Below are 317 nucleotides of genomic sequence, written 5' to 3'. Positions count from 1 at the left end.
GCTACGACTACAACGGCTACGGTGATTTGACCGCTGTTTACGGACGAGACGGCAAAAAACTGCGCGGTTTCGCCTACCGCAACCACATCATGGTCGAACACAGCCAGCCCGACGGACTGGTATCCCGTTACGAATACGACCGTTACGACACCGACGGCAAAGTGCTCAAGAGCAGCAACAACCTCGGCGAAGAATGGACGTTCGACTACCGCAAAGACCATACCGTCGTTACCGACGCATTGGGGCGGACGGAAGTGTACGGTTTCGATGAAAACCAAGAACTCGTCTACCGCATCGATGCCGACGGACAACGCAGC

The 317-nt window shown here is 55.8% G+C and carries 1 pseudogene; it reads left to right on the top strand.

The window, feature by feature from the left end:
- Window positions 1-317, top strand: a pseudogene (locus HMPREF2560_RS00185) (RHS repeat protein); the annotation flags it as partial.

Source organism: Neisseria sp. HMSC078H04, assembly GCF_001838135.1.
Lineage (GTDB): Bacteria > Pseudomonadota > Gammaproteobacteria > Burkholderiales > Neisseriaceae > Neisseria.
This window is presented reverse-complemented; position numbering and strand designations above follow the sequence as displayed.